The 22,821-nt window shown below is 67.3% G+C and carries 21 protein-coding genes and 1 pseudogene; 15 read left to right on the top strand and 7 right to left on the bottom strand.

Annotated features, from left to right (window positions below):
• The first annotated feature begins 3 nt into the window (after positions 1-3).
• Both BM115_RS15745 and BM115_RS15750 read left to right on the top strand, forming a co-directional pair.
• Entirely contained in the window at positions 4-990 is a 987-nt protein-coding gene (locus BM115_RS15745; RefSeq protein WP_092295557.1) for a tripartite tricarboxylate transporter substrate binding protein BugD, read from the top strand.
• 5 nt (positions 991-995) lie between these two features.
• Positions 996-2,390: a class II fumarate hydratase gene (locus BM115_RS15750; RefSeq protein ID WP_092295560.1), complete on the top strand. Its 1,395-nt coding sequence runs from the start codon at positions 996-998 to the stop codon at positions 2,388-2,390.
• A 12-nt stretch (positions 2,391-2,402) separates the two neighbouring features.
• Here BM115_RS15750 and BM115_RS15755 read toward each other — a convergent pair whose 3' ends face one another.
• Genes BM115_RS15755 through BM115_RS15765 form a run of 3 tightly spaced genes read right to left on the bottom strand, consistent with a single transcriptional unit; the run spans position 2,403 to position 4,598 of the window.
• Positions 2,403-3,185, bottom strand: a complete 783-nt coding sequence (locus BM115_RS15755; protein ID WP_092295563.1) for a class II aldolase/adducin family protein — start codon at positions 3,183-3,185, stop codon at positions 2,403-2,405.
• 50 nt (positions 3,186-3,235) lie between these two features.
• Positions 3,236-3,604: a RidA family protein gene (locus BM115_RS15760; RefSeq protein WP_092295566.1), complete on the bottom strand. Its 369-nt coding sequence runs from the start codon at positions 3,602-3,604 to the stop codon at positions 3,236-3,238.
• A 7-nt stretch (positions 3,605-3,611) separates the two neighbouring features.
• The gene (locus tag BM115_RS15765; protein WP_092295570.1) at positions 3,612-4,598 is read right to left on the bottom strand and encodes an NAD(P)-dependent oxidoreductase; all 987 of its coding nucleotides are present in this window, start codon (positions 4,596-4,598) and stop codon (positions 3,612-3,614) included.
• 206 nt (positions 4,599-4,804) lie between these two features.
• On the opposite strand from BM115_RS15765, the gene BM115_RS15770 reads away from it, so the two are divergent.
• Complete coding sequence (locus BM115_RS15770; protein ID WP_255370848.1) at positions 4,805-5,821, top strand: Bug family tripartite tricarboxylate transporter substrate binding protein; 1,017 nt, start codon at positions 4,805-4,807, stop codon at positions 5,819-5,821.
• Positions 5,822-5,964: 143 nt separating this feature from the next.
• Entirely contained in the window at positions 5,965-6,636 is a 672-nt protein-coding gene (locus BM115_RS15775; protein WP_092295573.1) for a GntR family transcriptional regulator, read from the top strand.
• A gap of 116 nt (positions 6,637-6,752) precedes the next feature.
• On the opposite strand, the gene BM115_RS15780 is transcribed toward BM115_RS15775, so the two are convergent.
• Entirely contained in the window at positions 6,753-9,344 is a 2,592-nt protein-coding gene (locus tag BM115_RS15780) for a bifunctional aconitate hydratase 2/2-methylisocitrate dehydratase (protein WP_092295576.1), read from the bottom strand.
• A gap of 494 nt (positions 9,345-9,838) precedes the next feature.
• Here BM115_RS15780 and fliL point away from each other — a divergent pair, with 494 nt between their 5' ends.
• The 7 genes from fliL (at position 9,839) to fliR (ending at position 14,354) form a co-directional block, all read left to right on the top strand.
• Positions 9,839-10,327, top strand: a complete 489-nt coding sequence (gene fliL / locus BM115_RS15785; RefSeq protein WP_092295579.1) for a flagellar basal body-associated protein FliL — start codon at positions 9,839-9,841, stop codon at positions 10,325-10,327.
• Between the two features lie 148 nt (positions 10,328-10,475).
• Entirely contained in the window at positions 10,476-11,489 is a 1,014-nt protein-coding gene (gene fliM, locus BM115_RS15790) for a flagellar motor switch protein FliM (RefSeq protein WP_092295582.1), read from the top strand.
• Positions 11,482-11,970: a flagellar motor switch protein FliN gene (gene fliN / locus BM115_RS15795; RefSeq protein ID WP_092295585.1), complete on the top strand. Its 489-nt coding sequence runs from the start codon at positions 11,482-11,484 to the stop codon at positions 11,968-11,970. The genes fliM and fliN overlap by 8 nt, the downstream gene beginning before the upstream one ends.
• Positions 11,967-12,485 carry a flagellar biosynthetic protein FliO gene (gene fliO / locus BM115_RS15800; RefSeq protein WP_092295588.1) on the top strand — a complete coding sequence of 173 codons (519 nt, stop codon included), beginning with the start codon at positions 11,967-11,969 and terminating at the stop codon, positions 12,483-12,485. Before fliN ends, fliO begins: the two co-directional genes overlap by 4 nt.
• The gene (fliP, locus tag BM115_RS15805; protein WP_092295591.1) at positions 12,482-13,273 is read left to right on the top strand and encodes a flagellar type III secretion system pore protein FliP; all 792 of its coding nucleotides are present in this window, start codon (positions 12,482-12,484) and stop codon (positions 13,271-13,273) included. Before fliO ends, fliP begins: the two co-directional genes overlap by 4 nt.
• A 13-nt stretch (positions 13,274-13,286) precedes the next feature.
• On the top strand, positions 13,287-13,556 hold the full coding sequence (gene fliQ, locus BM115_RS15810; RefSeq protein ID WP_092295594.1) for a flagellar biosynthesis protein FliQ: 270 nt from the start codon (positions 13,287-13,289) through the stop codon (positions 13,554-13,556).
• A gap of 12 nt (positions 13,557-13,568) precedes the next feature.
• Complete coding sequence (fliR, locus tag BM115_RS15815; RefSeq protein ID WP_092295597.1) at positions 13,569-14,354, top strand: flagellar biosynthetic protein FliR; 786 nt, start codon at positions 13,569-13,571, stop codon at positions 14,352-14,354.
• Between the two features lie 14 nt (positions 14,355-14,368).
• Here fliR and BM115_RS15820 read toward each other — a convergent pair whose 3' ends face one another.
• Entirely contained in the window at positions 14,369-15,238 is an 870-nt protein-coding gene (locus BM115_RS15820; RefSeq protein WP_092295600.1) for an OXA-1206 family carbapenem-hydrolyzing class D beta-lactamase, read from the bottom strand.
• 198 nt (positions 15,239-15,436) lie between these two features.
• Here BM115_RS15820 and BM115_RS15825 point away from each other — a divergent pair, with 198 nt between their 5' ends.
• On the top strand, positions 15,437-17,080 hold the full coding sequence (locus BM115_RS15825; RefSeq protein ID WP_092295603.1) for a hypothetical protein: 1,644 nt from the start codon (positions 15,437-15,439) through the stop codon (positions 17,078-17,080).
• On the opposite strand, the gene BM115_RS15830 is transcribed toward BM115_RS15825, so the two are convergent.
• A complete protein-coding gene (locus tag BM115_RS15830) occupies positions 17,070-18,707 on the bottom strand; it encodes a methyl-accepting chemotaxis protein (protein WP_092295606.1) in 1,638 nt (545 codons plus the stop codon). The two genes, BM115_RS15825 and BM115_RS15830, sit on opposite strands and share 11 nt — an antisense overlap.
• 402 nt (positions 18,708-19,109) lie before the next feature.
• Here BM115_RS15830 and BM115_RS15835 point away from each other — a divergent pair, with 402 nt between their 5' ends.
• The 3 genes and pseudogenes from BM115_RS15835 to BM115_RS15845 all read left to right on the top strand — a co-directional run.
• The gene (locus tag BM115_RS15835) at positions 19,110-20,315 is read left to right on the top strand and encodes an NnrS family protein (protein WP_092295609.1); all 1,206 of its coding nucleotides are present in this window, start codon (positions 19,110-19,112) and stop codon (positions 20,313-20,315) included.
• A gap of 105 nt (positions 20,316-20,420) precedes the next feature.
• Positions 20,421-20,858, top strand: coding sequence for a nuclear transport factor 2 family protein (locus tag BM115_RS15840; RefSeq protein ID WP_092295612.1), 438 nt, complete (start codon positions 20,421-20,423; stop codon positions 20,856-20,858).
• Between the two features lie 116 nt (positions 20,859-20,974).
• Positions 20,975-21,772, top strand: a pseudogene (locus BM115_RS15845) (YoaK family protein); the annotation flags it as partial.
• Between the two features lie 30 nt (positions 21,773-21,802).
• On the opposite strand, the gene BM115_RS15850 reads toward BM115_RS15845, so the two are convergent.
• A complete protein-coding gene (locus BM115_RS15850; protein WP_092295618.1) occupies positions 21,803-22,744 on the bottom strand; it encodes a GlxA family transcriptional regulator in 942 nt (313 codons plus the stop codon).
• Positions 22,745-22,821 lie beyond the last annotated feature (77 nt).

Genomic DNA, 22,821 nt, shown 5'->3' on the forward strand with positions numbered 1-22,821 from the left:
ACCATGCACCGCTTCCCCACCTTCGTGCGCGGCGCGCTCGCCGCCGCCGCCCTGCTCACCGCCGTATCCGCCCAGGCCCAGAACTGGCCCACCAAGCCGATCACGTGGATCGTGCCGTTCGCGGCCGGCGGCCCCACCGACGCGCTGGCCCGCAACATCGCCGAGCGCGTGGGGCGCGAAGTCGGCCAGTCGATCATCATCGACAACTCGCCCGGTGCCGGCGGCACGGTCGGTGCGGCCAAGGCGGCCCGCGCGCCGGCGGACGGCTACACCATGCTGGTGGGGCACATGGGGTACATGGGCGCGGCGCCGGCGCTCTACAAGAAGCTGCCGTACGACCCGGTCAGGGACTTCGCGCCGGTGTTCCGCTTCCCGGACACGCCGATGGTGCTGATGGTGCGCAAGGACCATCCGGCCAAGGACGTGAAGGCGTTCGTCGAATATGGCAAGCAGCATCCGGGCAAGCTGTTCATCAGCAACGCCGGCATGGGCTCCACCTCGCACCTGATTGCGGCGATGTTTGCGTCGGCGGCGGGGATCAAGGTATCGCTGGTGCCCTACAAGGGCGCCGGCCCGGCGCTGATCGATGTGATTGGCGGGCAGGTCGATGGCATGTTCGACCAGACCAACACGGCGCTGCCGCAGATCACGGAATCGAAAGTCCGTGCGCTGGCGGTGACCTCGGCATCGCGGGTGGGCCAGCTCAAGGACGTGCCGACGCTGGCCGAAACCGTGATACCCGGCTTCGAGGCCGCGACGTGGTACGGCATCTACGCGCCGAAGGGCACGCCGCAGCCGGTCATCGACAAGATGCAGGCCGCCTACCTGAAGGTGATGCACGACAAGGCGTTCACTGACCGCCTGTCGGCGCAGGCCATCCAGATGCTGCCGGCTGACAAGTACACGGCCAGCGCGCTGGGCAAGCACACCGAGGCGGAAGTGGCGCGCTGGAAGGTGCTCGCCGCCAAGGCCAATATTTCGCTGGACTGAGCGCCATGACAACGTCCCGGGTGGAGCATGACGCCTTCGGCCCCGTCGATATCCCGGCGGACCGCTACTGGGGCGCCCAGACCCAGCGCGCGCTGGCCGTCTTCGGCATCGGCAGCGAGCGCTTTCCGGACTGCCTGATCCACGCCTTCGGCCTGCACAAGATGGCGGCGGCCGTTGCCAACCAGCAGCGCGGGGCGCTGGAGGCGGAGATGGCGGCGGCCATCGTCGCCGCGGCGGCCGAAGTGCGCAGCGGCGCGTTCGATGCGCATTTCCCGCTCACGGTCTGGCAGACCGGCTCCGGCACGCAGACCAATATGAATGCGAACGAGGTGATCGCCAATCGGGCCAACGAGCGGCTGGGCCAGCCGTTGGGGACCAAGCAGCCGATCCATCCGAACGATCACGTCAACCGCTCGCAGTCATCGAACGACAGCTTTCCCACGGTGATGCACCTGAGCGCGGTGCTGGAACTCGAAGACCGGCTGCTGCCGGCGATGGCCGCGCTGCGCGACAGCCTTCAGGCGCGCGCGACGGACTTCGCGGACATCCTGAAGCTGGCGCGCACCCACCTGATGGATGCCGTGCCGACCACGCTGGGCCGCGCCTTCGAGGGGTTCGCCGCGCAGATCGGGCACGGCATCGCGCGTATCGAGGGGACCCTGCCGCGCCTGCTGATGCTGCCGCAGGGCGGCACGGCGGCGGGCACCGGGCTCAACGCCCCGCCCGGCTTCGCGGAGGCGTTCTGTGCGGAGGTAAGCCGCCTGACCGGCCTGCCGTTCCAGCCCAATCCTTGCAAGGTGGAAGGCATGGCCGCGCACGACGCCCTGCTGGAGTTGTCCGGCGTGCTGAACGTGATTGCGGCGTCGTGCATCAAGATCGCCAACGACCTGCGCTGGATGAGTTCCGGGCCGAACTGCGGCCTCGGCGAGCTGGTGATGCCCGAGGACGGGCTCACCTCGTCGATCATGCCGGGCAAGCGCAATCCGACCATCGCCGAAGTCATGGTGCAGGCCGGCATGCAGGTAGCCGGCAACCATGTGACGGTGACCATGGCCGGCGCCTCGGGCAGCTTCGAGCTGAACGTGGCCAAGCCGGTGCTGATCTACAACGTCCTCCAGTCCATCCGCCTGCTGGCCGACAGTGCGAACACCGTGGCCGAACGGGTCATCCCCGGGCTGGCGCCGGACCGCGCGCGGCTGGCGCGCCAGCTCGACAGCCCGCTGCTGGCAGCCACCGCGCTGAACCCGGTGATCGGCTACGACCAGGCGGCACGCATCGTGCGCCACGCCATGGCGTACGGCATGGCGCCGCGCGAGGCCGCCATCGCACTGGGTATCCTGCGTGGCGAGGAATACGACCGGCTGGTCGATCTCGAACGCATGGCGCGCGGCGTGGCGTAGCCCCGGGGTGTCTCAGCAGCGATAGTCCCCGCCATCGCGATCCAGCAGGCGCAGCAGCGCCGTCCACTCGCGGTCCAGGTGCACCGTGTCGAGGTAGGCGTAGTCGTCGTGCTGCTTGGCGGCGTGCTCGCAGACCTCGGGCGACGGCAGGGTGACCTTCTGGCCCATCGACAGCGTCTGCACCTGGATCTCGCAGGCGCGATTCAGGTAGAACATGCGCGTGAACGCCTCCGCCACCGAGCGGCCGGTGGTCAGCAGGCCGTGGTTGCGCAGGATCAGGTAGTTGGCGTCCTGCATCGATTTCACGATGCGCGAGCGCTCGTCCAGATCCAGCGAAATACCTTCGTAGTCGTGGTAGTTCACGCGGTTGTAAAACTGCATGCTGATCTGGTTCAGCGGCAGCAGGCCGCACTCCAGCGCGGCGACGGCCATGCCGGCGTCCGTGTGCAGATGGACCACGCACTCCACGTCGTGGCGGCTCTGGTGCAGGGCGCTGTGGATCGTGAAGCCGGCGGCGTTGACCTCGAAGCGGTTATCGCCGATCGGCCGGCCTTCGGTATCGATCTTCACGAGGCACGACGCCGTGATCTCATCGAAAAACCAGCCGTGCGGATTGATCAGGAACTGGTCCTGCGTGCCCGGCACGCGCACGGAGATGTGGGTGTAGATCAGGTCGGTGAGCTGGTACTTCGCGGCCAGCCGGTAGGCGGCGGCCAGTTGCACGCGCACCGCCCATTCTTCCTCGCTGATGTTGCGCGGCTTGCGGTTGCGGTGCGGGTCCGTGGTGGAAATCATGGTGGCGTCCTCTGGTGAAATCGGCGGAAGTCGGCGGAAGTCGACGGAGTTCAGGCGAGCAAGGCAGTGATGACGATCTCCACGCGGTAGGCCGGGTCGGCCAGTTCGACCTTGCCGCAGCAGCGCGTGGGCGTTTCGCCGGGGGCCACCCAGGCGTCCCAGACCGCGTTGAAGCCGTCGAAGTCGGCCATGTCGGCCAGCCAGATCTGGGCGGTCAGCGCGCGGCGGCGGTCGGTGCCGGCCTCGGCCAGCAGCGCGTCTACCTTGGCCAGCGCCTCGCGGGCCTGGCTGGCGATATCGCCGGACTTGTCGTCAGCCACCTGGCCGGCCAAAAAGACCATGCCGTTGGCGATGACGGCCCGGCTGCGGCGGTGGTTCTGGTCCAGACGGACGATGGGCGATGCGGAAGATGTCGACATGGCGGGCTCAGGCGTGGGTCTTGACGATGCGGCGGCAGTGCTCCAGCGCGGCGCCGATCAGGTTGTTATTGGCCTCCGGTGTGCGGAAAGCCGAATGGGCGGACAGCGTGACGTTGGGCAGCGTGGTCAGCACGTGGCCGCCGGGCATCGGCTCCACCGTGAACACGTCCAGCCCGGCGTGCGCCAGCTTGCCGCTGCGCAGCGCCGCAATCATGGCGTCTTCATCCACCAGCGCGCCACGCGCCGTGTTGACCAGGATCGCGCCGTCGCGCATCGACTGGATGCGTTCCGCCGTGATCAGGCCGCGCGTCTCGTCGGTCAGCAGCAGGTGCAGCGACACCACGTCGCTCTGCGCCAGCAGCGTGTCCAGATCGACGAATTCCACGCCCTCGTGCGTCTTCGGCGTGCGGTTCCAGGCCAGCACGCGCATGCCGATACCCCGCGCCAGCCGCGCCAGTTCCTGGGCGATGCCGCCAAACCCGACCAGCCCGAGCGTCTTGCCGGTCAGCTGCACGGCGTCCGAGCGCAGCCAGTTGCCGGCGCGCATCTCGCGGTCCATGCGCGCGAAGTTGCGCGCGGCCGCCCACATCAGCGCGAAGGCGCACTCGGCCACGGCGGTATCCCCGTAGCCCTTGATGGTGTGCACCGTGATGCCGATCTCGGCCAGTTCCTCCGGATTCATATAGCTGCGCGGGCCGGTGCCCAGAAACACCACGTGCTTGAGGCCGGTGCACTGGCGGGCGATCTCGGTCGGCAGATGAGTGTGGTCGATGATCGCGATCGGCGCGCCGGCCAGCGTCGCGGGCAGTTGCTCGGGCTTGATCTCGGGCTGGCGGTTGATCGTCAGCGGCAGGTCATCGGCCCGGTGCAGGCGGGAAGCCACTTCCGACAGTGTGGGATTGGCATCGACGAAGACGGCGCGCCATGCACCAGCATCGGACGCGGGATTATGGGCGGCGGGGCGCGCAGGCGTAGCGGAAAGAGAAGAAGTCATTGTTTTTACTCGGCAATAAATAGGGGTGAACCATTACGGTGCCGATGAACCAAAACGGGGCTCGATGAGGCCGCAACGGTGAAGCGCAGCATAACGCTTTACAGAATACAGATCAATAATTAAAGTCTGTATACAGGACGGAGTGCAGGGCCGGGAGCCACCCGGCCCGCACGTTGCCCCCACCACCCTGCCCTTGGAGCGTTCCCATGACGATGCGCCGATTTGCCCCGCGATTTGCCTTGCTTCCCGCCTCCCTGCTTGCTGTCACGTTGATGGGGCTGGCCAGCCCCGCCTCGTCCCAGGACACCAAGTCGTGGCCCAACAACACGATTGCCATCGTCAGCGGCTTCCCCGGGGGCGCCGCCACCGACATCTACGCGCGCCGGCTTGGCGTGGAGCTGAACAAGGAATTCGGCGTCTCGTTTATCTCCGATAATCGCCCCGGTGCGGGCGGGAATATCGCGTCGAGTCTCGTCGCGCAGGCCAAGCCGGATGGTTATACTTTCCTGCTCGGCACGGCCGGCACGCACGCGATTAATCCCGCGCTATATTCGAAACTGTCATTTGACGTGGTGAATGATTTCTCGCGCATTGCATTATTGGGCACGCTGCCGAATATCCTGCTCGTGAATCCCGAGAAGCATCCGGAGATCAAGACCTGCCAGGACCTGATCGCCGCCGCGAAAAAGGCGCCGGGCACGCTGAACTACGCCTCAACCGGCAACGGCGCCTCCGGCCATCTGGCCGGCACGCAGTTCGCCACGGCCTCGAAGACCAGCTACGTGCACATCCCGTACAAGGGCCAGGGGCCGGCCATGACCGCGCTGCTCTCGGGCGAGGTCGATTTCTTCTTCAACCAGAGTTCGCCGAGCCTGGGCGCCATCCAGTCTGGCAAGGTGCGTGCGTTAGCGGTCACTTCGTCGCAGCGCGTGAGTGTGCTGCCGAATGTGCCGACCGTCGCCGAGGCGTGCAGCCTGCCCGGCTTCGAAAGCACCACCTGGTACGGCCTGTTCGGCCCGGCCGAGTTGCCGGCGGACATCCAGACCCGGATGTCGCAGGCCGTGCTCAAGGCCATCGGCACGGAGAGCTTCCGCCAATGGCTGGTGAGCCAGGCGATCCAGCCCATTGCCGATGGCGGCCCGGCAGCGTTCAAGCGCACGCAGCTTGCCGATATGAAAACCTGGGCCAAAATCGTCAAGGATTCCGGCGCCCATATCGATTAACGCTGATATAGACCGATTCGCATGGCGGCGTGCCGGTTGCCGCGAGGTGTATACACCGCCGTGCACAGAATCGAATTCAGGTATATTCCAGCCTTTCGCCAGCACCGGCGAAAGGCTGATGACCGAAGACAGGACTCAATACCGTGGCAACCGTGGCAAGTGACAGCATCGTCGAGCAGGTCTATGACAAGCTCAAGCAAATGAGCGTGGGCTATGACTTCAAACCCGGCGAACGGCTCAACGAAGGCGTGCTGGCCAGTGCGCTGGGCGTCAGCCGCACCCCGCTGCGCGAGGCGCTGACCCGCCTGACGACCGAAGGGCTGCTGCGCTTCTCGCCGGGCAAGGGCTTCTTCTGCCGCGATCTGGATGCCCAGGAAGTGTTTTCCCTCTACGAGCTGCGCAAGGTGGTGGAAACCGAGGCGCTGCGGCTGGCCATCGTGCGTGCCAAGGAAGAGGACATCGACGCCCTGCTGTCCTTCCTGGAGAACACCGGCCCGGAGCCGGGCGACCGTACGGTGGAGGAACTCGTGAAGCTCGACGAGACCTTCCATGAAGGCCTGATGGCGATGTCCGGCAACCTGGAGATGCTGCGGGTGCTGAAGAACATCAACGCGCGCATCCGCTTCGTGCGCTGGATCGACATGGAGCGCTGCGACCGCCGCGTCAGCCAGAACGACCACCGCGAGATCCTGCTGGGCCTCAAGGCGCGCGACCCCGAGCGCTGCATCCCCATCCTCACCCGCCATATCGACCGCCGCCACGACCAGATCGCGACCGCCCTGAAGGAAGGGCTGGCGCAGATCTACATGGGCTGACGGCCGGCCCGCCCTACCTCCCGCCTTCCCCCAAAGAAAAAACCCCGCGATGCCATCGGCAACGCGGGGTTCGATGCCCTGCCGCGAACGGCAGGGCCGGCTGTGCCCGGAAACGCTTACACGTTCACGGTATCGGCCACTTCCTTGAAGTCTTCGATCTGGTCGAAGTTCATGTACTGGTAGATCTTGTCGCTGTTGGCGGTCAGCACGCCCATGTCGGCCATGTACTCTTCCTTGTTCGGGATACGGCCAAGGCGCGAGCAGATGGCGGCCAGTTCGGCCGAGCCCAGGTACACGTTGGTGTTCTTGCCCAGACGGTTCGGGAAGTTACGCGTGCTGGTGGACATCACCGTGGCGCCTTCGCGCACCTGTGCCTGGTTACCCATGCACAGCGAGCAGCCCGGCATTTCGGTGCGCGCACCGGCCGTGCCGAACACGCCGTAGTGGCCCTCCTCGGTCAGCTGCTTCTGGTCCATCTTGGTCGGCGGGGCCACCCACAGCTTCACGGGGATGTCGCGCTTGCCTTCCAGCAGCTTCGAGGCTGCGCGGAAGTGACCGATGTTCGTCATGCACGAGCCGATGAACACTTCGTCGATCTTGGCGCCGGCCACGTCGCCCAGCGTCTTCACGTCGTCCGGGTCGTTCGGGCAGGCGACGATCGGCTCATGCACGTCGGCCAGATCGATCTCGATCACGGCGGCGTACTCGGCGTCAGCGTCCGGCTCCAGCAGCTTCGGATCGGCCAGCCACGCTTCCATGGCCTTGATACGGCGCTGCAGGCTGCGCGGGTCCTGGTAGCCCTCGGCGATCATCCACTTCAGCAGCGTGATGTTGCTGTTGATGTACTCGATGATCGGTTCCTTGTTCAGGCGCACCGTGCAACCGGCGGCCGAACGCTCGGCGGAGGCGTCGGACAGCTCGAAAGCCTGTTCCACCTTCAGTTCGGGCAGACCTTCGATTTCCAGGATACGGCCCGAGAAGATGTTCTTCTTGCCTTGCTTGGCCACGGTCAGCAGGCCCGACTTGATCGCGTACAGCGGAATCGCGTTGACCAGGTCGCGCAGCGTGACGCCGGGCTGCATCTTGCCCTTGAAGCGGACCAGCACCGATTCCGGCATGTCCAGCGGCATCACGCCGGTGGCAGCGGCAAACGCCACCAGACCGGAGCCGGCCGGGAAGCTGATGCCGATCGGGAAACGGGTGTGCGAGTCACCGCCGGTACCCACGGTATCCGGCAGCAGCATGCGGTTGAGCCACGAGTGGATCACACCGTCGCCCGGACGCAGCGAGATACCGCCGCGCGTGCTGATGAACTGGGGCAGCGTGTGGTGCGTCTTCACGTCCACGGGCTTCGGATAGGCGGCGGTGTGGCAGAACGACTGCATCACCAGATCGGCCGAGAAGCCCAGGCAGGCCAGGTCCTTCAGCTCGTCGCGCGTCATCGGGCCGGTGGTGTCCTGCGAGCCCACCGAGGTCATCTTCGGTTCGCAGTACGTGCCCGGGCGGATGCCCGTGCCGTCGGTCAGGCCGCAGGCGCGGCCAACCATCTTCTGGGCCAGCGTGTAACCCTTGCCGGTATCGGCCGGGTTTTGCGGCAGGCGGAACAGCGTGGACGGGGCCAGGCCCAGTGCCTCGCGGGCCTTGGCGGTCAGGCCACGGCCGACGATCAGCGGAATCCGGCCGCCGGCGCGCACTTCATCGAACAGCACGTCCGACTTGACCTTGAATTCGGCGATCACGGCGCCGTTCTTGAGCGCCTTGCCTTCGTACGGGCGCAGTTCGACCACGTCGCCGGTGTCCATCTGCGACACGTCGAGTTCGATCGGCAGCGCGCCGGCGTCTTCCATCGTGTTGTAGAAGATCGGGGCGATCTTGCTGCCCAGGCACACGCCGCCGAAGCGCTTGTTCGGCACGTAGGGGATGTCTTCGCCGGTGAACCACAGCACCGAGTTGGTGGCCGACTTGCGGCTGGAGCCCGTGCCGACCACGTCGCCCACGTAGGCCACGAGGTTGCCCTTCTCCTTCAGCGACTCGATGAACTTCACCGGGCCGCGCTTGCCGTCTTCCTCGGGCTCGAACGCGGTGCCTTCACGCTTGTTCTTCAGCATGGCCAGCGCGTGCATCGGGATGTCCGGGCGCGTGGTGGCGTCGGGGGCCGGCGACAGGTCGTCGGTGTTGGTCTCGCCCGGCACCTTGAACACGGTGATGGTCATCGACGCCGGCACTTCCGGACGGTTCGTGAACCACTCGGCGTCGGCCCAGCTTTGCAGCACGGACTTGGCGTTGGCGTTGCCCTTGTCGGCCTTTTCCTTCACATCGTGGAAGGCGTCGAACATCAGCAGCGTGGTCTTCAGCGCGTTGCCGGCCACGGCGCCGACTTCGGCGTCGTCGAGCAGCTCGATCAGCGGGGAGATGTTGTAGCCGCCGAGCATGGTGCCCAGCAGTTCGGTGGCGCGGGCGCGCGAAATCAGCGCGGTCTTCTCCGAACCCAGGGCCACGGCGGCCAGGTAGGAAGCCTTGACCTTGGCGGCGTCGTCCACGCCGGCCGGCACACGGTAGGTGATCAGGTCCAGCAGGGTCTGTTCCTCGCCCGCCGGCGGGTTCTTGATCAGTTCGATCAGCTCGGCGGTCTGCTTGGCGGTCAGCGGCAGAGGGGGAATGCCAAGCGCGGCGCGTTCGGCAACATGGGCGCGATAGATATCAAGCATGGGAACCTGCTGGTAATAGGGTTGTAACGTACAGCTTTGTCTCTGTGGGTCCAGCGGCACAGCACACCGCTGGTTGCCGCGTGATTGTAATCCGAAGTCCGGCCCAGATCAAATGTCTTATATCTTATATAAGACTTAAATCGCAACACCCGCGGCTCCACAACGGTTGGCGGCACATAAGACTCGCGGAACTGACATGAAAGGTGTCCGGAGGTCGCCACCCGCCCTGCCGGCAGCCACGCGAGCCGGGCCGCGGCGCCGGCCTTTTAAGATATTCATCGATCACATTCACACGTCATGCAAGACGTGCGTCTTAAGTTCCGGCGCGCCCATTCGTTAACCATGGTGCAGGCGCTAATGGCGCGCCCATGCGCCTCCGCGTCCGATGCCCGCCCAGCTCAAACGGCCAAGCTGAGTGGGTTTCCCCCTTTTTATCGGCCCTTTGCTTGCCTGCGATTCGGGAAGAATGGCAGGCATTCCGACACAGGCATCTCATGGCGAACACGCTTTCCCCCTCCCAGACTGGCGGCAATTCAAGCAAGCGCGGTCGACTGCTGCTGATTGGCGGCGGCGTGCTGGTGGTGGTGCTGGGCGTTGGCGGCTTCGTGCTCGGCAGCGTGCTCGGCGGTAATCGCCAGGCAGCGGCGCCGGCAGCACCCGTAATCCCCGCGCCGATCTTCGTGCCGCTCGACGCGTTCACGGTGAACCTGAAGGGCGAGGACGGTGATCGCTTCCTGCACACCGGCCTGTCGCTCAAGGTGGCGGACGCCGACACCCAGGGCCGTCTGGCCCAGTACCAGCCGGAAGCGCGCAGCCGCATCCTGCTGCTGCTTTCGGCCCGCCAGCCGGCGGACCTGGCCACGGTGGAGGGCAAGCGCAAGCTGGCCCAGGACGTGCAGGCTGCCATCAGCCAGCCGTTCGCGCCCGGCCTGCCGCCCCAGAAGATCCTGGATGTCTTGTTTACATCGTTCGTGGTGCAGTAAGCCCCTGGCGCCCTGCTCCCGAACCCAACTGCATAACCGACATGAAACTGTCCGCCGACCTTCCTTCCTGCCGACGCGCCTGGCGCGCCGACTGAAGCCGGCCATGGACCGTTTCATCCTTACAGCTGTTCACGGGGCAGGACACTAGATGGCCTACGACAAGTTCCTCTCGCAGGACGAGGTAGACGAGCTACTGAAAGGCGTATCGGGCGAATCCGATGCGCCCGCAGCCAGCAGCGCGCCCGCTATTGATGAAGGCGGGGTGCGGCCGTACAACCTGGCTACCCAGGAACGGATCATCCGTGGCCGCCTGCACACGCTCGAAATCATCAACGAGCGCTTCGCGCGGGCGCTGCGCACGGCGCTGTTCAACTTCATCCGCCGCGGCGCCGACATCTCGGTCGGTTCGGTAAGGATCGAAAAATACGGCGATTTCGTGCGCAACCTGCCGGTGCCGACCAACCTGAACCTGGTCCACATGAAGCCGCTGCGGGGCACCGCGCTGTTCGTGTACGACCCGAACCTCGTGTTCCTGGTGGTGGACAACCTGTTCGGCGGCGATGGCCGCTTCCACACCCGTGTGGAAGGCCGCGACTTCACGCAGACCGAGCAACGCATCATCCGCCGCATGCTGGACCTGACGCTGAACAGCTACGGCCAGGCCTGGCGCACCGTGCATCCCATCGAGTTCGACTATGTCCGCTCGGAGATGCACACCAAGTTTGCCAACATCGCCGGCGCCAACGACGCCGTGGTGACCACCGCGTTCCATATCGAACTGGGCGCCGTGGGCGGGCAACTGCATATCTGCATTCCCTTCTCGATGATCGAACCGCTGCGGGATCTGCTGATGAACCCGCTGCAGGACGAGGTCGAGGTGGACAAGCGCTGGCTCGGCCAGCTCTCCACCCAGCTGCGTGCCGCCGAAGTGGAACTGGTGGCCGAATTCACGCACCTCCAGAGCACCGTGGCCGAGGTACTGGCCCTGCGTGCCGGCGACGTGCTGCCGATCGACCTGCCCGAGAAGCTCTTCGGCAAGGTGGACGGCGTGCCCGTCATGCAATGCGGCTTCGGCACCATGAACGGCCAGTACGCGCTGCGCGTGGAGCGAATGATCAATTACCAAGACAGCGATTCCAACAAGGAAACCGATCATGACTGACGGCACTCAGGACAAGCCGGTCGATCCGATGGACGACTGGGCCAGCGCCCTGGCGGAGCAGACCAGCGCCGAGCCGGCACCGGCTGCCGCCCCGGCCGCCACGACCCCCTCCGCTACGGCACCCGCTACGGCGGCGCCTTCGCAGGCCATGGCTACCGCCACCCCGGCAGCCTCCACGGTGTTCCCGCCGCTGGCGCAGGAAGCGCCGGCCGGCTTCCACAACGATATCGGGATGATTCTCGATATCCCGGTGCAGCTGACCGTGGAACTGGGCCGCACCAAGGTACCCATCAAGAACCTGCTGCAACTGGCGCAGGGCTCGGTGGTGGAACTCGACGGCCTGGCTGGCGAACCGATGGACGTGCTGGTCAACGGCTACCTGATCGCCCAGGGCGAGGTGGTGGTCGTGAACGACAAGTTCGGCATCCGCCTGACGGACATCATCACGCCGTCCGAACGTATCCGGAAGCTGAACAAATGACAGCCGTGTCGCGCCGGCTGCGGTCTGCCGGACGCTTTGCCGCGGGCCTGATCCTCACGGGTCTGGCCACGGCCGGTGCGCAGGCTGCAGATGTTGTATTGAGTACCGCCCAGGCAGCCAGTGCACCGGCTGCCCCGGTCGCGCAGTCCGCGCCGGTGATCAGCGGCGGGGCCAGCCTCGCGCAGGCCGGGCTCGGCCTGTTTGCCGTCATCGCCCTGATCCTCGGCATGGCCTGGCTCGCGCGCCGCGTGGGCCTGGTGCGCCACGGCAGCGGCGGCGCCACGATGAAAGTCGTGGGCAGCCTGATGCTGGGCGCGCGCCAGAAGGTGGTCATGGTCGAAGTTGGCGATACCTGGCTCGTGCTGGGTGTTTCCGCCGGCGAGATTCGTCCGCTCCACACCCTCCCGGCCCAGCCGGATGCCATGGTCCCGGCCGGCACCACCGCGCCGCAGCCCTTGCAGGGCGGCTTTGGCGAGCGCCTGATGCGCGCGATGCAGGAAAACCTCAAGAAATGAACACGTTGCGTGCCGCCATCGGGCGGCATTCCGCCCGCGGGGCCTGGGTCGCGCTGCTGCCGGTAGCGGTCGGGCTGGCGCTGTCGGCCCTGCCCGAATCGGCCCTGGCCCAGGCGCTGCCGGGCGTGACCAGCAAGCCGGCCGCCGGCGGTGGCCAGACCTGGTCGCTCTCGATCCAGACGCTGGTCCTGCTGACCTCGCTGTCGTTTCTGCCGGCTGCCATGCTGATGATGACGGGCTTCACCCGCATCGTCATCGTGCTGGGCCTGCTGCGCAGCGCGCTGGGCACGGCCTCCTCGCCACCGAACCAGGTGCTGGTGGGCCTGTCGCTGTTCCTGACCTTCTTCGTCATGTCCCCGGTATTCGACCGCGTGTACACGGACGCCTACAAGCCGCTCTCGGAAAACAAGATCAGCCTGGAGACCGCCGCGTCCCGCGCCGCCGTGCCGATGCGCACGTTCATGCTGCGCCAGACCCGCGAGAAGGACCTGGCGATGTTCGCCCAGATGGCCAAGACGCCCGAGATGAACGGCCCGGAAGACGTGCCGTTCTCGGTGCTGGTGCCGGCGTTCGTCACCAGCGAGCTGAAGACCGCGTTCCAGATCGGCTTCACGATCTTCATCCCTTTCCTGATCATCGACCTGGTCGTGGCCAGCGTGCTGATGGCGATGGGCATGATGATGGTGCCGCCGGCGACGATTTCATTGCCATTCAAGCTGATGCTGTTCGTGCTCGTGGATGGCTGGCAACTGCTGCTGGGCTCCCTGGCGCAGAGCTTCATGACCTGACAAGGAGCCTGCCATGACGCCCGAAACAGTCATGACCATCGCCACGCAAGCGATGAAGATGACGCTGATGCTGTCCGCCCCGCTGCTGCTGGTGGCGCTGGCGGCCGGTCTGGTGGTGAGCCTGTTCCAGGCCGCCACCCAGATCAACGAAATGACCCTGACGTTCATCCCCAAGCTGATTGCACTGTTCGTGACGATGGTGCTGGTTGGCCCGTGGATGATCAACACCTTCGTCGACTACATGCGCGAGGTGTTCCAGGGCATTCCCGCGCTGGCGCACTGACGCCCGCCTGCCGTGATCGACGTCTCCACGGCCCAGCTCTACGGCTGGATCGCCGCCTTCCTGTGGCCGATGTTCCGCCTGCTCGGGCTGATCGCCACCGCGCCGCTGTTCAGTGAATCGACGATTCCGCGCCGCGCCAAGGTCCTGCTGGCCGGTGCGCTGTCGGTCATCGTCTCGCCCACGCTCGGCAATATCCCGAGCGCCACGGTCTATTCCTTCGACGGCTTCCTGATCATCCTCAACGAGGTCGGCATCGGCGTGGCCATGGGCTTCACCATGCGGCTGGTCTTCGCGGCGGTGCAGACCGCCGGCGAGGTGATCGGCCTGCAGATGGGTCTCTCGTTCGCCTCGTTCTACGACCGCTCGTCGGGCGGGCAGACCATGGTGCTGTCGCGTTTCCTGAACATCGTGGCGATGCTGCTGTTCATCGTCCTGGACGGCCACCTGATGATGCTGGCCGTGCTGGTGGACAGCTTTGGCGCGGTGCCCATCGCCGCCACGCCGCTCTCCGGCCACGGCTGGGGCACGGTGGCCAAGGCCGGGTCGATGGTGTTCTCGGCCGGCACGCTGCTCTCGCTGCCGATGATCGCCACGCTGCTCACGCTGAACCTGGCGATGGGGATTCTGAACCGCGCCTCGCCGCAGCTCTCGATCTTCGCGGTGGGCTTCCCCGTGACGCTCCTCGGTGGCATGCTGGTGATGACCCTGGTCATGCCGCAGATGGGCGCCTACATGCAGCACATGGTCGAGGCCGGCCTGGCCACCATGGGCGCCGTCCTCGACCAGCTGGCGCCCTAGGGCGCCCAAGCCGACTAGTTCGCCTGCGGCAGCGCGCCAGCCTGCTGCAGCGCGGCGCGGCCAATCTCGAGCCGCTTCGGCCCCTGATCCATCTTCGGCATGTCCATGTTCATGGCGAACACGTAGCGGTCCTCGCCGCGCGTGAGCGAGCCGACCCACCAGCCCACATCGACACCATCCCGCGCGGACCAGCCGGTCTTGGCCCGCAGCGTGTACGCCGGGGTCTGCTCGATGGTCAGGATGTCATCCAGCGCGTCATAGCTGCGCGCCGAGATGCCCGGCAGCGTGCGCGCCACCACGGCCCGCATGAAGTCGATCTGCTGGTAGGTGGTGATCTTCAGGTGGTTGTTGAGCCAGAACTGGTCCACCGGGCCGCTCACATCGGCATTGCCGAAGTGGGCCGCGCCGAGGAAGCGGCGGTACTGCGCCGTCCCCACGCGCCGCGCCAGCGCCTGATAGGCCGGCACGCACGAGTTCTTCAACGCCAGCCGCAGCGACACATCGCCATTGCACACGGCCGGCAGGATCGGCTTGCCGTGGTGGGTCCAGACCTTGCCGTCCCAGGGGATCTTGTCGTTGTCCACGTCAGCCACGGCGCCGGTCTCCAGCCCGATCAGGGAATTGAAGATCTTGAACGTCGAGGCCGGCGAGTAGGCCTCACGGGCACGCTGCGGGTTGTAGGCGTACAGGCGGGCGGCGCGCACGTCGTAGATCAACATCGTGCCCTGCGTGCCGGCGGCATCGAAGAGCGGCTTGAGGTTGAGCGGGGCTTCCTTGGGGGCTTCCTTGGCGGTCTGCGCGTGGACCGGCGCGGCCAGCATCAGCGCGGCGGACAGCGAGGCGAGGCAAAGGCGGCGGGCAAGGCTGGGCAATCTGTTTGGCATGTTCTGCACCTTTCTGAGGGGAGGATCGAAATGTCATGGGATGACAATCCAGGCCCGGATCGTGGTGCGGAGCATAGGCGCTGATCGCCGGGGCGCCAACCCGGCCGGCTGTAACACGCGTAACATGGCGGGGCCCCACAATCGCCCCACAATCGCCCCACAATCGCCCCCCAATCGCCCCCCATCGCCCCCGCCCCCATGCCCGCCCCGCTCGTCCATATCGACCTGTCCGCGCCCTACCGCGTGAACGGCCAGCCCGCGCGCTACCAGTCCGTCTGGCTGCTGGCGCGCATCTGGCTGGCCACCGCGCGCGACCATGAAGACCTGCCCGCCGCCGCCGTGCGCGCGCGCTTTGCGGAGGCTGCCGATGTGCGGATGATGGTGTCGCGCGCGTTTGCCGATTTCGCGCGCTGGAGCGTGCCGGTGGGCTGGGGCGGCGACACCTCGGCGCCCATCGACCATCTGCGCCCGGCCCGACGCAGCCGGGGCCCGTTCTGGATGCCGCCCGCCAGCGCGCGGCGCCTGCGCTTCGCAGCCGGCGGCAAGGCGCTGGGCGCCACCGCCGTGGCGCGCTGGCTGGGCCAGTCCGCCGCCGATAGCACCGATGGCGCCGATGCGGCGCCGCCCGCCGCCGACGATGGCCTCGGCTACGTGATGCGCGACATGGCGTTCTGGAGCCACCTCACCCAGGCCATGCGCGGCGCGCAGGACGGCGTACCGGGCACGGTCGATGCCGGCGTGGCCGAGTTGTTCCGCGCCGCCCAGCGCAGCGCGGCGGACGACTTCCAGCAGGCGCTGTCGCTGCTCAAGGAGAGCCTGGCGTGGCGCCGCAGCGACCGCCTCGACCAGAGCCGCGCGGCGCTGCGCCGCTTCCACCGCGTCGTCGCGCGGGGCGGCGTCAGCGCGGCCCTGCCCACCTTTGCGGCGATGGGCCACGTAGTGCGCGCGTGGGAGCACTACGCGCGCGGCGACCTGGACACCGCGCAGGGCGAGCTGGCGCGCCTCAACGCCGATGCCGAGCTACGCCCGGTGGTGCGCTACAACCCGCGCGTCCGCTTCGAGACGCTGAACCTGGGCGCACTGGTGCGCAAGAGCCTGGCGCTGCGGCCGGACGATCCCAAGGCCAAACCCGGCAAGGTCGATCGCCCCACCGCCGCGCGCGACGCCCTCCAGGCGTTCTCCGGCGCGCTGCAGGCCGGCTACGAGGCCGATTCGGTCGACGCCGTGCAACACGCCGCCGCCAATATCGGCTGGTCGCTGTGGCTGTTCTGGCAGCACGGGCTGGTCGATGAAGGCCGCGCGCTGGCCGCCGGCGACGTGCAGCGGCAGGCCATGCGCTGGCTGGGCCTGTCCGAATGGATCTGCGACCGCTTCGGCGTGGGCGGCGGCTCGGCCTGGAACACGATCTTCCTGCTGCGCGTGGCGCGCGGCACCGCCGACGTGGAAGCCCCCGACAGCGTGGCCGCGTTCCGCAGCCAGCGCCCCCTCACCGTGGCCGCCGCCATCGACGCCCTGCGCCCCTTCCACGCCCCGTTCGCGCCGGCCAAGGGCTTCGTGCGCTGGTCGTCGGTGGCCGCCTTCGCGCTTGAGGAGCACGACGCTGGCCACGTGCGCTACAACGCGCTCCAGCTCGCCAACCTGCTGATGGAATCGGCCTGGTACCTCACCCACGAGCAGGGCGCCACGGCCATCGCCTATACCGCGATGGAGCGACTGGCGCAGCAGATCGGCACGCTCAGGCCCGCCGAGCGCGGCTTCTTCCGCGCCGGCCTGCGCGCGTTCCCGCCGGAGTTGCGGGCGGCGGCAGCCGAAGCCATGCGCCGCCCGAGCCTCAGCCGCTGAACTGCACGGCCCCAACCGGCAGCGCGCGGCGGCGCCGAGCGTCAGCCACCCCCGCCACATCCCCCGCCCGGCCCGGAAGCCGGAAGAACGCCACCGCCTCATTGAGCATGCGGCCCTGTTCGTCGAGCGAGCGGGACGCCGTGGCGGCCTCGTGCACGAGGGTGGCGTTCTGCTGCGTGACCTGATCGATCTGGACGATGGCCTGGTTGACCTGTTCGATGCCCCGGTTCTGCTCGGCGGACGCTGCCGCGATCTCGTCGACGATGCCGGTCACGCGGGCCACCGCCTGGGTCACCTCGCCCATCGTCTTGCCGGCCTCCCCGGCCAGCACCGCGCCCTCGCTCACCTGCGCCACGGAGACCTCGATCAGCGCCTTGATCTCCTTGGCCGCGCTGGACGAGCGCTGCGCCAGCCCGCGCACCTCGCTGGCCACCACCGCGAAACCGCGCCCCTGTTCCCCGGCGCGCGCCGCTTCCACGGCCGCGTTGAGCGCGAGGATGTTGGTCTGGAAGGCGATGCCCTCGATGATGCCGGTGATATCGGCAATCTTGGCCGAACTGGCGCTGATGCCGTTCATGGTGTCCATCACGCGCCCCACCGTGCCGCTGCCCTGCTGCGCCACCGACGCGGCGTTGCGGGCCAGCTCGCTGGCCTGGCGGGCGTTCTCGGTGTTGTGGCGCACCGTGGCGGTCAGCTCCTCCATGCTCGCGGCGGTCTGCTCCAGTGACGCCGCCTGCTCCTCGGTGCGTGCGGACAGGTCCGCGTTGCCGTTGGCGATCTCGCCCGTGGCATCGACGATACTGGCGCTGCCCTGACGCACGCGCGCCACGGTTTCGGTCAGGCGGTCGTTCATGTCGCGCAGCGCGCCCAACAGGCGGCCAGTCTCGTCGTCCGAATTCACGTCGATGTGCATGCCCAGCTCGCCCCGCGCCACGGTGCGCGCCACGTCCACGGCGCGCTGGATCGGGCCGGTGATGGCGCGCGTCAGCAGCAGGCCGCCCATCAGCCCGAAGACCACGGCGGCCAGCGACACCACGACCAGGAGGTTGCGCTGCGTGCCGTAGTCAGCCTCCAGCGCCGCCACCATCTCGTGCTGGCGCTCGCGCGTGAAGCCGGCGTAGGCGTCGGTGGCCTTGACCAGCTCGGCCAGCAGCGGACGGCACTCCGCATTCATCTTGGCGATGGCCGCCTCCTGCTTCTTGTCCAGCGCGAGGCCGACGATGGCTGTCGCCACCGGGCCGTAGCGCGCTTCCACGCTGGCCATGCCGGCCACGAGGCCGCGCGCGGTCTCGCTGACGCCTTCGCGGGACACCATCTCCCTGAGCTTGGTCATGCGCGCCGCCACATCGTCATGCGCGCGCAGCACCTCGGCCTTTTCCACGTCGAGGTCCGCCTGCGTGGTCACCAGCACCAGATTGCGCGCGGCAATCGCGCGGCGGTCCACGGCGGAGCGCAGTTGCGCGGCCACCTCGGCCCGCGCGTTGAGGCCATCGACATAGGCCTTGAAGCCGCTGGTGGCACGGTTCAGCGCGTACAACGACAGCCCCGACACCAGCAGCACGACCAGCGCCAGCGTGCCAAAACCGGCCACGAGCTTGGTCTTGATGGAAAGATTGCGAAAGCTCACAGTGATCCCCTTTTCCCGAAGGCATGCCTGTCCGATATAGGCATGCCGGATGCATGTCACACGCACGCGTGACGGCCGAATCGCTGAGAGCCCGTTCCCCACTCGCTGGCACATCGCGATATGACTGGCTCTGCCCTTGCGGGCGCGCTCGCGATTTGGCGCGCGTACGCGCCGTGCTCTGTCTAGTGCGTGGGCTAACGGCAGGACGTGGAAAGCTTTACCCCTCCTGCGGGAGGGGTATCCGTAAGGGGGGAATGGTTAACCCGTGAGAAGTGACGGGACCGCCGGTTTCCCCCGTCAATCCGGCTTGGAACGGGGTCGCATTCTAAAGTTGCGTTTGTAATGCATATTTTATAGAATCGATTCGTCGCGGCGTTCGGCCGTGAATTCAAGCGAGCAACGATGTCCGTCCTGCTGCCGATTTCTCCCCCCTCCCGTCCCGACGCCGGCTATCGCGGCCTGCCCGTCTTCGCGCTCGGCTTCCGTCCGTTCTATTTGCTCGCCGCCGCCTTCGGCGCACTGGCCGTGCCGGCCTGGGTGGCGCTCTACCTCGGCTGGTGGCAGCCGGCCGCGCAGCCGTGGATGGGCACCATGGCCTGGCACGCGCATGAAATGGTGTTCGGCTTCGCGGCGGCGGTGGTGGTGGGCTTCCTGTTCACCGCCGGCAAGGCCTGGACCGGCCTCCAGACACCGCAAGGCCCCTGGCTGGCCGCGCTGGCCGGCACCTGGCTGGCGGCGCGCATCCTGATGTGGGCCGGGCCGGCCTGGGCGGCCATCGCCGTGGATGCGGTGTTCCTGCCGCTGTGCAGCTTCAGCTTCTACCGCCTGCTGCGCCGGGCCAAGAACAAGCGCAACATGGGCCTCGCCATCGCCATGGGGGTGCTGGGCGCGCTGAGCCTTGCCTTCGACCTCGCCGTCGCCAGCGGCCATCTCGGGCTGGCTTTCCAGATGGCCGACGCAGCCACCGGGCTGGTCGTCGTCTTCGTCACAGTGATCGGTGGCCGGGTGATTCCGATGTTCACCACCAACGGCGTGCCGGGCACGCGCATCCGCCGGGTGGAGATGGTCGAGCGCGCCGTTATCGCGCTGACCCTGCTCGCCATCGTCGCCCATGCCTCGATGCTGTCGCCGCTGGCCACCACGCTGCTGGCGCTCGGCGCGGCGGCGGCGCACGGCATCCGGCTGGCCGGCTGGGACCCGCTGCGCACCTGGCGCAAGCCCATCGTTGCCATCCTCCACTTCGCCTATGCCTTCCTGCCGATCGGCTTCCTGCTGATTGCCGGCGCCGCGCAGGGCTGGGTGGACCGCTCCACCGCGCTCCACGCGCTGACCGTCGGCGTGATCGGCTGCGCCATCGTCGCCATGATTACCCGCACCGCGCTTGGCCACACTGGCCGGCGGCTGGAAACCGGCCATCTGGAACACCTGGCCTACGCCTGCATCGTGCTGTCCGCGCTGGTCCGCGTGGCGCTGCCGATCTGGCTGCCGGCGCTCAAGGCGCAGGCGGTGGCCGGGGCCGGCGCGCTGTGGGTGGCGGCCTTCCTGCTCTACCTCGTCAAATACACCCCCTACCTGTTGCGGGTGCGCATCGACGGCAAGGACGGCTGATGCGGGGCTCCCGATGGACGTGATACGATGACCGACAACTGGGGCGTGACTTCGATGCCCCAGTCAATCCATCACCGTTCCTCCAACAAAAAACGGGAGACATCGATGTTCAAATTCGCCGCAGCCCTTGGCGCCGCCGTGCTGTTTGCATCGGCCAGCGTGCCTGCCATGGCCCAGTCCGCGGACGTCCAGTCCGTCACCACCACCGCCGAAAAGCTCCGCGTCGCCATGGTCGATCCCGACCAGGCCGCGCTCTCCGCACTGGTTGCCGAGACGCTGAGCTACGGCCACTCGGGCGGCCGCCTCGACACCAAGGCCAGCTTCATCGGCGACCTGCTCGATAAGAAGTCCGATTTCGTGTCGATCGCCATCACCGACCAGACCGTGTCCGTCTCGGGCGATGTGGCCGTGGTGCGCCACACGCTGTCCGGCGAGACGCTGGATAGCGGCAAACCCGGCACGGTGAACCTGAAGGTGCTTCAGGTCTGGCAGAAGCAGGGCGGCGCCTGGAAGCTGCTGGCGCGGCAGGCGGTCAAGGCCTGACGCGCCCCCGGACGTTATATGACGTCCTATGTTTCGAATGCCTCCTTCGGGAGGCATTTTCGTTTTGGCGCGTCGTATGATGACGGCTTCCCGGTCGTGATTCCGCGAGGTTGACCATGCCTATCGCCTATCTGCGCAGTCTCACGGCGCGCCAGCGCACTGCCTATTCGAACCGGCAGCTAGCCGGTTTCCTGTGCTTCGTGGCGGGCGCGGCCAACGCCGGCGGGTTCCTCGCGGTCAAGCAGTACACCTCGCATATGTCCGGCATCGTCTCGGCGATGGCCGACGATCTCGTGCTCGGCAACTTCGCCCTGCTGCTCCAGGGCCTGGGCGCCTTCCTCTCCTTCCTGCTCGGCGCCGCCTGTTCCGCCATCACCATCAATTGGGCCCGGCGCACCGGCCTGCGCAGCGAATACGCGCTGCCGCTGGTGCTGGAAGCCGCCCTGCTGCTCTGCTTTGGCCTGATGGGCGCGCAACTGGGCCTGAAGCAGTGGCTGTTCGTGCCAGCCACGGTGATGCTGCTGTGCTTCATGATGGGCCTGCAGAACGCGATGATCACCAAGGTTTCCAACGCCGAGATCCGCACCACCCACGTCACCGGCATGGTCACGGACATCGGTATCGAACTAGGCAAGCTGTGCTACTGGAACTGGGCGCCGCCACTGGGCAACCGGCGGCCGGTGACGGCCAACCACGACAAGCTGCGCATGCTCGCCCTGCTGGTGGGACTGTTCTTCGGCGGGGGCGTGGTGGGGGCGCTGGCGTTCAACGGCATCGGCTACACGGCCACGATTCCGCTGGCGGCCCTGCTACTGCTGGTGGCGCTGGTGCCTGTGCTCGACGATCTACTACCGCGCCTCTTCCTGCTGCTGCGCGCACGCCGGCTGGCGCGGCGCAGCCGCCGCTGGGGCCGCCGGCGTTAGTCGCCCGGCCAGCCCGCCAGCCTAGGCCCGCGCCGCGCGCCGCACCGCCTGCGGCGGGAGGCCGAAGCCGCGCACGAAGGCCTCGCGCATATGCCGGCGGTCCCGAAAGCCGGTTTCGCGCGCCACCACGTCCAGCGGGTGGCGGCTCTGTTCGATCATCAACCGCGCCGCCTCCAGCCGCAGGCTTTCGATGGCCTTTGCCGGCGACTGCCCGGTCTCCGCGGTAAAGATCCGGCTGAACTGGCGCGGGCTCAGATGCACCGACTGCGCGAGTTCCTCCACCGTCAGCGCCTGGCTCAGATTTTTGCGCGCATGGTCGATGGCGCGCTGGATGCGGTCTGACTTCGGCGCCATGTCCAGCAGCTCCGAGTGCTGCGACTGCCCGCCCGCGCGCCGCTGCACCATCACCAGCTTGTGCGCGAGGGACCGCGCCGCGTCCGCGCCAAGATCCTTCTCGACCATCGCCAGCGCGAGGTCAAACCCGGCCGTCATGCCCGCCGAGGTCCAGATCGGGCCATCGACGATATAGATACGGTCGTCCTCCACGTGGATGCCCGGGTGCTGCTGCTGCATCGCGCGCGCGTACGCCCAGTGCGTGGTGACGCGCCGGCCTTCGAGCAACCCCGCCTCGGCCAGCACGAAGGCGCCCGTGCAGATCGACGCCGCCCGCCGGGCGCGCGGGGCTGCGCGGCGCACGAAGTCCAGATGCGCCGCCGGCGTCGGCGTGGCGACCGGGTCCCCCACGCCGACGATGATCCACGTATCCACCGCCGTGCGCGGCCCGACGGCGCGCGTCTCCACGCGCATGCCCAGCGACGAGCGGACCGGCCCGCCGGCTATCGAGTAGTTGTCGATGGCATAGAACGGCTCCCCCGCCACCATGTTGGCGTACTCGAACACGCTCTGCGTGGCCAGCGCCATCACCTGGAAACCATCGATCAACAGAAATCCGATGCGATGCATTGATCACTCCGCGCCACGCCGTGGCCTATGTCCTGAATCCGTACCATAAACGTCATTTCGGCTATCGTCAAACGACC

Origin of the sequence: Cupriavidus sp. OV096 (assembly GCF_900115455.1) — a bacterium.
Classification (GTDB): domain Bacteria; phylum Pseudomonadota; class Gammaproteobacteria; order Burkholderiales; family Burkholderiaceae; genus Cupriavidus.

Bases quoted from the DNA above. Each gene is read 5' to 3' on its own strand.
- BM115_RS15745 (WP_092295557.1), top strand. From the start codon at position 4: ATGCACCGCTTCCCCACCTTCGTGCGCGGCGCGCTCGCCGCCGCCGCC.
- BM115_RS15750 (WP_092295560.1), top strand. From the start codon at position 996: ATGACAACGTCCCGGGTGGAGCATGACGCCTTCGGCCCCGTCGATATC.
- BM115_RS15755 (WP_092295563.1), bottom strand. From the start codon at position 3,185: ATGATTTCCACCACGGACCCGCACCGCAACCGCAAGCCGCGCAACATC.
- BM115_RS15760 (WP_092295566.1), bottom strand. From the start codon at position 3,604: ATGTCGACATCTTCCGCATCGCCCATCGTCCGTCTGGACCAGAACCAC.
- BM115_RS15765 (WP_092295570.1), bottom strand. From the start codon at position 4,598: ATGACTTCTTCTCTTTCCGCTACGCCTGCGCGCCCCGCCGCCCATAAT.
- BM115_RS15770 (WP_255370848.1), top strand. From the start codon at position 4,805: ATGACGATGCGCCGATTTGCCCCGCGATTTGCCTTGCTTCCCGCCTCC.
- BM115_RS15780 (WP_092295576.1), bottom strand. From the start codon at position 9,344: ATGCTTGATATCTATCGCGCCCATGTTGCCGAACGCGCCGCGCTTGGC.
- fliL (WP_092295579.1), top strand. From the start codon at position 9,839: ATGGCGAACACGCTTTCCCCCTCCCAGACTGGCGGCAATTCAAGCAAG.
- fliM (WP_092295582.1), top strand. From the start codon at position 10,476: ATGGCCTACGACAAGTTCCTCTCGCAGGACGAGGTAGACGAGCTACTG.
- fliN (WP_092295585.1), top strand. From the start codon at position 11,482: ATGACTGACGGCACTCAGGACAAGCCGGTCGATCCGATGGACGACTGG.
- fliO (WP_092295588.1), top strand. From the start codon at position 11,967: ATGACAGCCGTGTCGCGCCGGCTGCGGTCTGCCGGACGCTTTGCCGCG.
- fliP (WP_092295591.1), top strand. From the start codon at position 12,482: ATGAACACGTTGCGTGCCGCCATCGGGCGGCATTCCGCCCGCGGGGCC.
- fliQ (WP_092295594.1), top strand. From the start codon at position 13,287: ATGACGCCCGAAACAGTCATGACCATCGCCACGCAAGCGATGAAGATG.
- BM115_RS15820 (WP_092295600.1), bottom strand. From the start codon at position 15,238: ATGCCAAACAGATTGCCCAGCCTTGCCCGCCGCCTTTGCCTCGCCTCG.
- BM115_RS15825 (WP_092295603.1), top strand. From the start codon at position 15,437: ATGCCCGCCCCGCTCGTCCATATCGACCTGTCCGCGCCCTACCGCGTG.
- BM115_RS15835 (WP_092295609.1), top strand. From the start codon at position 19,110: ATGTCCGTCCTGCTGCCGATTTCTCCCCCCTCCCGTCCCGACGCCGGC.
- BM115_RS15840 (WP_092295612.1), top strand. From the start codon at position 20,421: ATGTTCAAATTCGCCGCAGCCCTTGGCGCCGCCGTGCTGTTTGCATCG.
- BM115_RS15850 (WP_092295618.1), bottom strand. From the start codon at position 22,744: ATGCATCGCATCGGATTTCTGTTGATCGATGGTTTCCAGGTGATGGCG.